Source organism: Mycobacterium sp., assembly GCF_049802695.1.
Taxonomy (GTDB): Bacteria; Actinomycetota; Actinomycetes; order Mycobacteriales; family Mycobacteriaceae; genus Mycobacterium.
This window is the reverse complement of the sequence record NZ_JBARMY010000523.1, coordinates 1-10,212: the sequence shown is the minus strand read 5'-3', so window position 1 is coordinate 10,212 and position 10,212 is coordinate 1. Positions and strand designations below refer to the sequence as shown.

The 10,212-nt window shown below is 65.2% G+C and carries 6 protein-coding genes; 3 read left to right on the top strand and 3 right to left on the bottom strand.

The genetic code is table 11. The annotated features are described in order from the left end of the window. The 3 genes from WA317_RS20620 to WA317_RS20610 form a co-directional block, all read right to left on the bottom strand. Nucleotides 1–398, bottom strand: a 398-nt coding sequence (locus WA317_RS20620; protein WP_425174790.1) for a PPE family protein, incomplete at its 3' end; no start/stop codon positions are given. Nucleotides 399–410: 12 nt separating this feature from the next. Next, on the bottom strand, nucleotides 411–722 hold the full coding sequence (locus tag WA317_RS20615) for a PE family protein (RefSeq protein ID WP_425174789.1): 312 nt from the start codon (nucleotides 720–722) through the stop codon (nucleotides 411–413). 228 nt (nucleotides 723–950) lie between these two features. Next, entirely contained in the window at nucleotides 951–1,691 is a 741-nt protein-coding gene (locus WA317_RS20610; protein ID WP_425174788.1) for a hypothetical protein, read from the bottom strand. A 797-nt stretch (nucleotides 1,692–2,488) separates the two neighbouring features. Between WA317_RS20610 and WA317_RS20605 the strand changes: the two genes are divergently transcribed. The 3 genes from WA317_RS20605 to WA317_RS20595 all read left to right on the top strand — a co-directional run. Continuing rightward, the gene (locus tag WA317_RS20605) at nucleotides 2,489–4,231 is read left to right on the top strand and encodes an AMP-binding protein (RefSeq protein WP_425174787.1); all 1,743 of its coding nucleotides are present in this window, start codon (nucleotides 2,489–2,491) and stop codon (nucleotides 4,229–4,231) included. A gap of 139 nt (nucleotides 4,232–4,370) precedes the next feature. After that, entirely contained in the window at nucleotides 4,371–4,832 is a 462-nt protein-coding gene (locus WA317_RS20600) for a hypothetical protein (protein WP_425174786.1), read from the top strand. After that, a partial coding sequence (locus tag WA317_RS20595) for an acyltransferase domain-containing protein (RefSeq protein WP_425174785.1) occupies nucleotides 4,829–10,212 on the top strand: 5,384 nt, incomplete at its 3' end. The genes WA317_RS20600 and WA317_RS20595, both read left to right, overlap by 4 nt.

The following is a 10,212-nucleotide window of genomic DNA, read 5'->3' as shown; positions in this document are numbered from 1 at the left end:
GCGATCGCCGGGGTGTTCTGGCCGAGTAAGTTCGTCGCGACCAACGCCATCAACAACGAGCGGTTCGCCGCGATCTCCGGCGGCGGCACGGTGGCCGAGAACGCCGTCTCGAACGCCGCGGCCGCCGCTCCGGCGTTGGCGCTCGCCTGCTGAGCCTGGCTCGCGGTGTTCGAGATCCAGGCCATGTACGGCTGGGCCGCAGATGCCATCTGCGTCGACGACGGACCCTGCCAGGCGCCGGTCAGCCCGGACAGCACGGACTGGAACGAAGTGGCCGAGGAACCCAGATCCGCGGCCAACGACTCCCACGCGGACGCAGCCGCCAACATCGGCCCCGACCCCGGACCGGTATAGAGCCACGCCGAAATGAGCTCCGGCGGCAGAAAAGCAAAAGTCACCCCCCACCCCGCTTAGCTGGCGCCGAGAGCGCTGGCGGCAGCGTTGGCAGCCTCAGCGGTCGTGTACGAGCTGGCGTTGGTGCCAAGAGTGGACACCACCTGCTCATGCACCAGCGCGGCCTGCGCGCTGATCGCCTGGTACAGCGCCGCATGCGACGCGAAATGCCCCGCGGTCAGCGCCGACACCGGATCGGATGCCGCCGGAACCACACCCGTCGTCGGGCCGGCGGCAGCGGCACTGCTGCTGGCCATTCCAACTCCGATGTCCATGATGTTTCCCGAAGCCGACGTCAGGGCATTCGGATCGGTGAACAGAAACGACATCAGTTTTCCTCCTTAACGATGTCATCTACCTAGCGGCCGACGGTTGTTCGGACCACCCACGCACACAAAACTTCCCCCGACGGCAAGCAACCACGGTGCAGCAATGCTATGCATAGCACGCACTAATGGTGCGCGATTCGCAAAATTTATTACCGAACGCACATCTCGCCGCCGGCCACCTCCCCGCCAGCGCCGACACGGCCGCCGCGCTCGGCGGAGAACCGCCGGTCACACGCGCGCCGTCGGGCGCTGGAACCATTTAACCTTCTGTCGCCAGGAGTGTGCTGCGGTCAGCGCGAAACCGGCGCCGCACAAGCACGCGAAGAACCACACCAGGCTACCGCCCTCCAGTCGCTGCAGCGGCGTAATGAACGCGGTGCTGATCCTGATCGCGCATGCGAGGATCCCGCTGGCCGAGGCGAGCAGATACACGTTGGCGATCCGCCTCGACCGGGGATCTTTACGCAGTGCCAGCAGCGCGCGCACCCCGAACCCCAGCAGGTAGATCAGCGTGCCGCACAGCAGCAGCCAGTAAATGTCTAACCAGAAGTCGGTCGGCACCTTGAAGAAGTCAGCCCGGTAAATCTTCGCACCGTTACCGAACGAGAAGGTCGCCAGCAGCAACGGGATGCACAACGTGGCGGGACGCTCGACGAATTGCTTGAACAGCCGTTGCGTCGTCGCGTCATCGGAGAGCCGGCCGAGCGCGTTGTAGACGATCGCCGACGCCGCCACGACGTAACAGTCGTGGCCCAGATAATCCTCGAGATTCCACTTGCCGGTCAGGCCGTGCAGGGCCACGCCCAGGGTGGCGGACGCGGCCGGCGACATCAACGCGACGGCGCATCCCTGCAAAGCGATGTTCAGCGTGGCGGCAACTTCCCAACGGCAGTGCCAGGTCAACCGTCGTATCCACAAACTCCACCCGACGGAAATCAGGGTCAGGGCGATCAGGAAGGTCAAAGCCACAGCCGCCTCGTTACTTCAAGCATGGGTGTGAATGCGTCGCCGTCGCCGACACCGCTAGAGCGGGGGCGCGTCACGGCGCGGCCGTAACCGAGATATCGTGGCCCGCCTCTCCGGAGCCGTTGCCGTCGTTTCTGTGAGCACCCCCGTCCGAGACGGGGGGAATTGTAAAGGGCGGCGCATCCTCGCAATCTCTTCGGCCAGCGACGCGACCTCTTCGGGGTCGATCAGCCGGTACCGGGTCAGCAGCTCGGCCCGGTTGATACCGAGGTTCGCCGCAGCCCTCCGAAGGTTATCCGCATTGATCAGTGTGCCCTTCTCCAGCTGGTCGTAGTACGTCGACCGCGGGAGACCCATCGCCTTCCAGACCTCTTCCTTGCTGAGCGTCCGCCCAGCGATATAGGAAAGGACCGTAGCGAGGTCTTTGTGACTATCGTCGGGATACATAGTGGCAGGAATATATCCGGTGCACCGGACAATCGCAATGGGAACGCCAGGCATTCTGGCGCCGGTGCACGGTCGGCCGTGCATCCGATGCCGAGCTTGACCCGGTGGTCGCGGCAGCCAATCGATTCTAATATTAGAGAGGCCTGTGATAACAATCAGCGCCTCCTGTGAAAGTGCTGACAGGGTTGCGTGTACGCTCACGCCGGCGGACTTAGGATAGTGAAACCTATCTCACAGTAGATTGTCGGGCTATCGTCCAACAGCTCGGACATACCGTGCTAAATTTTCTGAATCGCGATGCCGCCCGGATGGCCGGCAGGCGAAACGGGGCCACACTAAAGGGGAGCTTGCTAGTGCCGCTGAGTTATTCATCAATCCCCGGCGCGCTGCGCGAACAGGTCCGGCGGCAGCCGGACGCAATCGCCTACACCTTCGTCGACTACGAACTGGACCCGGCCGGCTATTGCGAGAGCTTGACCTGGTCTGAGGTGCAGCACCGCGCGCAGGTGGTTGCCGCTGAGCTGGCATCCAAGGGATCACCGGGTGACCGCGTCGCAATACTGGCTCCGCAGGGGCTGGAGTACATAATCGGGTTCCTCGGCGCCATGGAAGCCGGCTTCATCGCGATCCCGCTGTCGGTGCCGCAATTTGGAGCACACGACGAGCGGGTTTCCCTGACGCTTCAGGACAGCTCGCCCGCCGCGATCCTGACGACATCAGCGATCGTCAACGACGTCGTGTCCTGCGCGCACGGGCTTCCCGGCTCCCCGCCGGCGGTCATCGAGGTCGATGCGCTCGACCTACACACGCCGCCGGCATTTCAACCCGCCAGCGCGCCACAGACTGAAACGGCTCTGCTGCAGTACACCTCTGGGTCGACACGCACGCCGGCCGGCGTAGTGGTGACGCACAAGAACGTCATTTCGAACTTGGAGCAGGTGATCAGCGACTACTTCGAAGACATCGGTGGGTTGCCGCCGCATGACCTCACCTTGCTCTCGTGGCTGCCCTTCTATCACGACATGGGTTTGCTGCTGGGTCTCACCGCTCCTGTGGTGCTCGGGCTGCACGCCGTGCTGACCAGCCCCATGGCGTTCCTGCAGAAGCCCGCTCGGTGGGTGCAGCTGATGGCCAAACACACTCGCCCGTTTTCGGCGGCGCCCAACTTCGCCTTCGAACTGGCTTCGCGGCGGACGTCTGACGACGACATGGCGGGTCTCGACTTGGGGCACGTGCAGGTCATCCTCAGCGGTAGCGAGCGCATACACGCCGCGACGCTGCGCCGGTTCACCGAGCGGTTCGCCCGCTTCAATCTTCCCCAAGAGGCAATTCGTCCGTCGTACGGGCTGGCCGAGGCGACGGTGTACGTGGCGTCGTCGACTCCGGGGCGTCCCCCCGCGACCGTGCGCTTGGACTACGAGAAGCTGTCGGCCGGTCACGCGAAGCTCTGCGAATCCGGTGCTGAATTGGTCAGTCTTGGCGCTCCGCGCGCCTGTACCGTGCGGATTGTCGACCCGGAGACCGGTGCCGAGAAGTCGGCCGGTCAGGTTGGCGAGATCTGGGTGCACGGCGATAACGTGGCGACCGGCTATTGGCGCAATCCGCAACTGACTGAGCGCACGTTCGGCGGAGAAATCGCTGATCCATCGCCCGGCACGCCACCCGCGCCGTGGCTGCGGACCGGCGACCTGGGCGTCATCAACAACGGCGAGCTGTTCATCATCGGGCGCATCAAGGACCTGCTCATCGTCGATGGACGCAACCACTACCCCGACGACATCGAGGCCACCATTCAGGAGATCACGGGGGGCCGCGTCGCGGCGATCTCAGTGCCGAACGATCGCAGCGAGCAGCTGGTCGCGATTGTCGAGCTCAAGAAGCGGGGCAGCTCCGATGACGAGGTCCGGCACAGGCTGCACACCGTCAAGCGGGAAGTGGCCTCTGCGATATCAAAATCACATGGCTTGCGGGTAGCCGATCTGGTGCTGGTGCCGCCCGGTTCGCTCCCGATCACCACCAGCGGAAAGGTCCGCCGCTCCGCCTGTGCCGAACGTTACCGTCAAGACGAGTTCACCCGTCTTGACACTTCCGCATGACGGCTTTCTACGGGGCCGAAGGTAATCTCTCCGGTTGGGAGCGTGCGCATCGGGCGTCCGCGAAGCTTGATACCGCAGAGCCTGACACCACAGGGGGACTATCCCGATGTCGGCAACCGCCTCATCTATATCGGCTCTGTTGCCTGAACGTGCGCAGCAACGGCCGGACGCGTCTGCTTACCCGCTGATCGACGACGACGTCGACCCCGCCGGGGAATACCGAAGCCGGTTCAGCGAACGGTTGGCTCCGTTCAGACTTCCCGCCACCGCGCTGCGGCCGTCTTACGGGCTGGCCGAGGCAATGGTCTATGTGGCATCGTCAGCAGGGCGCCCTTGGACGGCCGTCCGTTTCGACTACGAGAAATTGTCGGCCGGCCACGCGCAGCGCTGCGGACGCGAACAAGCCGGTTCCGAGCTGGTCAGCCACGGTGCACCGGGTGCGTGCACTGTGCGGATCGTTGACCCGAAGACCCGCGTCGAGAATCCGGCCGGCATGGTGGGAGAGATTTGGGTGCACGGCGACAACGTTGCGGCCGGCTGCCGGCGAAACCCGCAACTGAATGAGCAAACCTTCGGCGCACGTCTGGGTATCCCGGCATGACGTCGTTCGACGAGGCTGAACTGCGGCACTGGCTGGTTGACTACCTAGTCACCAACATCGGGTGCAGCCCTGATGACGTTGACTTCGACGCCTCCCTGAAAGACTTGGGTCTCGGGTCGCGCGATGCCGTTGTGCTCTCCGGCGAACTGTCAGAATTGCTCGACCGGCCGGTCTCACCCGTCGAGTTCTGGCAACACCCGACCATAAATGCCCTGGCTCACGTTCTGACCGGCTCCGAGTCCGACTTCAACGCCGAAACGGTGTCCGTTCATGATCGGCACCTGTTGGACGAGCCAATCGCCGTTATCGGCCTGGGATGCCGTTTTCCCGGAGACATCTCCGGGCCGGAAGCGTTCTGGCGATTCCTGTGTGACGGTCGGTCGGCGGTAGGGGAGGTTCCGCCGGATCGGTGGCCGCGGTTCGACGATGGCTCACCCGAAGTGGCCGCCGCGCTGTCGCGCACGACGCGCTGGGGTTCGTTCTTGCCCGACATCGACGCCTTCGACGCAGAATTCTTCGAGATCTCGCCGAGCGAGGCGGCCAAGATGGACCCCCAGCAGCGCCTGCTGCTGGAAGTGGCGTATGAGGCCTTGGAGCACGCCGGCATTCCCGCCCATAAGCTGCGGCAGACGCAGACGGGGGTCTTCGCCGGAGCATGCCTGGGCGAGTACGGATTTCTGGCAACGATGGACCTGAGCCAAGTGGATGCATGGTCGGGTACCGGCGGTGCGCTCAGCATCATCGCCAACCGCCTTTCGTACTTCTTCGACCTGCGCGGGCCGTCGGTAACGGTCGACACGGCGTGTTCGTCATCGCTGGTGGCGGTGCATCTGGCTTGCCAGAGCCTGCGGACGGGTGATTCGAATCTCGCCATCGCCGCAGGGGTCAATCTGCTGCTGTCACCGGCTGTTACCCGCAGCTTCGACCAGGCCGAGGCGATGTCGCCGACGGGTCAATGCCAGGCGTTCGACGCCGGCGCCGACGGGTTCGTACGCGGCGAGGGTTGCGGAGTCGCGGTGCTCAAGCGACTCAGCGATGCACTGCACGATGGCGATCCGGTGCTTGCGGTGGTTTGCGGTTCGGCGGTCAATCAAGATGGCCGGTCCAACGGGTTGATGGCCCCCAATCCGGCAGCACAGATGGCGGTGTTGCGCGCCGCCTACGCCAATGCCGGCGTCGAGCCACGCGATGTTGACTATGTCGAGGCCCATGGCACCGGCACGCTGCTCGGCGATCCCATCGAAGCCCGCGCGCTCGGAAGAGTGCTGGGTCGTGCGCGCTCTCAAAGCACTCCGCTGCTGATCGGCGCGGTCAAGTCGAATATCGGTCATCTGGAGGCGGCGGCCGGGATCGCCGGCTTCATCAAGGCGGTGTTGTCGGTTCAGCGCGGGCACATCCCGGCCAACCTGCACTTCAAAAATCCCAACCCGCACATTCCATTTGAGAATCTGAGGTTGAGAGTCGTTGAAGCACCGACTACTTGGCCTTCCACGGGCCATCCGCGACGGGCCGGGGTGTCGTCGTTCGGTTTCGGTGGCACCAATGCGCACGTCGTGCTGGAGCAGGGTCCGGATCCGTTGCCTCGCCTGGCAATCCTGCCTCGGTCCGCCGGGGCGGTGACGACGCTTGTGGTCTCAGGCAAGACGGACGAGCGCGTAGCTTCGACGGCGGACGTCTTGGCGCAGTGGATGGTTGGCCCGGGCGCAGATGTGGCGTTGCCCGAGGTGGCGCATACCGTCAACCATCACCGTAACCGGCAGGCAAAGTTCGCCACAGTAGCCGCGTGCGACCGCGCGCAGGCGGTCGCGGGGTTGCGCGCACTGGCTGCGGGCCGTTCGGCCGATGGGGTGGTAGCACCGCATCAGGGCGTGTGCCGGCCGGGGACGGTGTTCGTCTACTCGGGGCAGGGCTCGCAGTGGGCCGGCATGGGTCGGCAGTTGCTGACCGATGAGCCGGTGTTCGCCGCGGCGGTGGCCGACTTGGAGCCGGCATTTGTTGAGCAGACCGGGTTTTCGCTGCGACAGGTGCTGACCGCCGGTGAGCCGGTGGTCGGAATCGACCGCATCCAGCCGGTTCTGGTGGGGATGCAGTTGGCGCTGACGGAACTCTGGCGCTTTTATGGCGTGGAACCCGACGCGGTAATCGGTCATTCGATGGGCGAAGTGACCGCGGCGGTGGTGGCCGGAGCGCTGACTCCCCGCGAAGGATTGCGAGTGATAGCCACCCGGTCCCGGTTGATGGCGCGGCTGTCCGGCGAAGGCGCAATGGCGCTACTCGAGCTGGATCCGGAAAGCGCCAAGGCGTTGATCGCTGATCATCCCGGGGTGACGTTGGCCGTGTATGCGTCGCCGCGTCAGTCGGTGATCGCCGGTCCGCCTGAGCAGGTGGATACGGTGATCGCCGTGGTGGCTGCGCAAGATCGGTTGGCGCGGCGCATCGAGGTGGATGTAGCGTCGCACCATCCGATCATCGATCCGGTGCTGCCAGAGTTGCGGACGGCGCTTGCTGACTTGACGCCGCGGCGGCCGGCCATTCGGGTCATCACCACCACTCACGACCATGCGACGAGCGGCGCAATTGTTTTCGACGCTGACTACTGGTCTGCCAACTTGCGCAACCCGGTGCGGTTCAGTCACGCCGTCGCCGCTGCCGGTGCCGACTACGGCACTTTCGTAGAAGTCAGCCCGCATCCGGTGCTGACCTACGCCATCAGCGACACTCTGGCCAAGACTCATCACCACGCCGTTCCGACCCTGCAGCGCGATACCCCGGACACGCTTACCTTCCACACCAACCTGAACGCCACCTACACCGTCCAGCCGCCGGACACCGCTCATCCGGCCGGGCCACATCCGGTGATACCGACCACGCCCTGGCACCACACCCGCCACTGGATCACCACCAAGGAGCGCGTGGACGCGGCCGGGTCGGCGCCGATGTACGGCACGTTGCTAGGTGCGCACATCGCCGTGGCAACGACGCCTCCTGCGCGCCTTTGGCAGGCAAGGCTGGTGCCCGAGGCCAAGCCATATCCGGGCTGCCACCGAATTCACGGTGTCGAAGTGGTTCCGATTTCGGTGCTGATGCAGACGATCTCGGCCGCCGCGGTGGAGTCAGGCGCATCGTCGGTGTCCGCAATCCAATTCGAGCATCCGATCGTCGTCGATCAGCCGCGGGTGATCCAGGTGGTCGCCGACGCCGAATCGGTCACCGTGTCATCGCGTCCGGCGACCGATCAGCCCTCCTACCGCTGGGTCAGGCATGTCAGCGGCCGGCTGTCACCGATACCGCCGGGTCTCGGCGCTGCCGACAGCGATGTCTACGCCGCCAACGGCCGGCATCACAACGTCAACGGCGGTGAAACCCGTTCCGTCGCAGAGCTTTTGGATGCGTGGGGCGTCGAAGGCCAGCCGTTCAACTGGTCGGTGGACGTGTTGCGGCCAACCCCGGGCGGTGCGATCGCCGACGTCAGCTTGGCGGAGCCGTCGACGGTGGCACTGGTCGACGCCGCCGTCCACGTCGCCCGCTTGGTGGACGGCTCAAACCCGCGGCTTATGGTTCCCGCTGCAGTCGGAAGTATTCGACTCTCAACCGGTCTCGGCTACCCGCAGGGCGTTGTTGAAATACGCCGGCTGCCCGGCAGAGCCGACGAAATTGTTGTCGACATCGCCATCAAGGCGCCAGACGGCAATACGTGCGTGGACATCCGCTCGCTGCGGTACGTGGATGTGGAGTCTAATCCTGCGCACGGGCCGGTCGACGAAGCTGATCCGCGTTCTTTCGCGCATGCGATCGAGTGGCGACCCCGGGCCAAGGACGCTGATGAGCCGGCGCCGGCGGACGGACCACCCACGCTGGCCGTTGTCGGCGGCGCGAGCGGTGGCAACGATCTGCGGGATCGGCTCGCAGACGCCGGGTACAGTCCGGCCGGGCTGGCCGATGCGCGGTATGTGCTCTACGTCGCCGAGTCGGAGCCCGGGGAGGCCGACATCGACAGTGCCGTAAGGCTGGCGACAGAAGTCAACGACGTCGTTCGGCTGCTCGCAGACCGGGATGATCAACACCCCGCCACGCTGTGGCTCGTCACCCGCGGTGTCCGCGAAGCCGGTTCCGATGAGGCGTTGGCACAGAGCTGCTTGTGGGGCCTTGCCCGCGTCATCGCGGTCGAGCAGCCGAAGCTGTGGGGCGGACTCGTTGACATGCCCGCCAACTGGGCCGGCGACGACTTCGGCGATTGCGTAGCAGGACTGTCCACGGTACTTCCGACGGCAGGCGAGTCGGTCCTGGTCCTGCGCGAGGGCGAGTTCTTCGCGCCCGCTTTGGTGCCGGTCTCGGGACAACAGGTGCGCGAGCCGTTGCGGTGTCGCCCCGACGTGGCATATCTCATCACCGGTGGGTTGGGCGCGCTCGGTCTGCTGATGGCCGACTGGCTCGCGGACCTCGGTGCGCGTCGTTTGCTACTCGCGGGGCGAACACCGTTGCCGCCCAGGCGTGCCTGGGACAGCGACACCAACGACACGGATGTGCGCCAGAAGATCGCCGCGATCAGGGCGCTGGAGATGCGGGGCGTCGCCGTCGATATCGTTGCCGTCGACGTCGGCTCACGGGAAGCACTGCAGGCGCTACTGGCGAAGCGGGACTGCGACGGGGCACCGCCCATACGCGGCGTGATCCACGCTGCCGGTGTCAGCGAAAGCAAACTTCTCGAAGAGGTGGGGGACAATGCTTTCCGGCGGGTGATGTGGCCGAAGATCGCTGGTGGACAGGCATTGCAGGCGGCTTTCACGCCGAGCGGCCTCGACTTCTTCTTCCTCATCGCCTCGGCCGGAACGTTTTTCGGTATCCCCGGGCAGGGCGCCTACGCGGCGGCCAATGCGTATCTCGACTGCTTGGCGCGGGCACGCCACCGCCGAGGCTGCCACACCGTCAGTCTTGATTGGGTCGCCTGGCAGGGCCTCGGCTTCGCGTCCGAGGCGGCGATCGTGGTGCACGAGCTCGAACGGCTGGGTTCGCGGCCGGTCACTCCGGAGGAAGCCTTCGCCGCGTGGGAGTACGTGAATTCCTACGACATTGCGCAAGCGGTGATGGCTCCGATCGCTTCCTCCCACCAAGCGGCATCCGCCGCGGATCGCACGTCGACATCGGTGCGGCCGTGGTCTCAGATGACCGCCGAAGACTTGGGGCGTGAACTCGAGATTGGGCTGCGAGGAATTCTCGCCCGTGAACTTCGGCTGCCGGAAGCAGAAATCGAAGTGGATCGGCCGTTCGCGGAGCTGGGCCTCAACTCGGTGATGGCGATGTCGATTCGACGCGAGGCCGAGCAGCTGTCGGGTCTCGAGCTGTCGGCGACGATGCTCTGGAATCACCCGACGATCGCGTC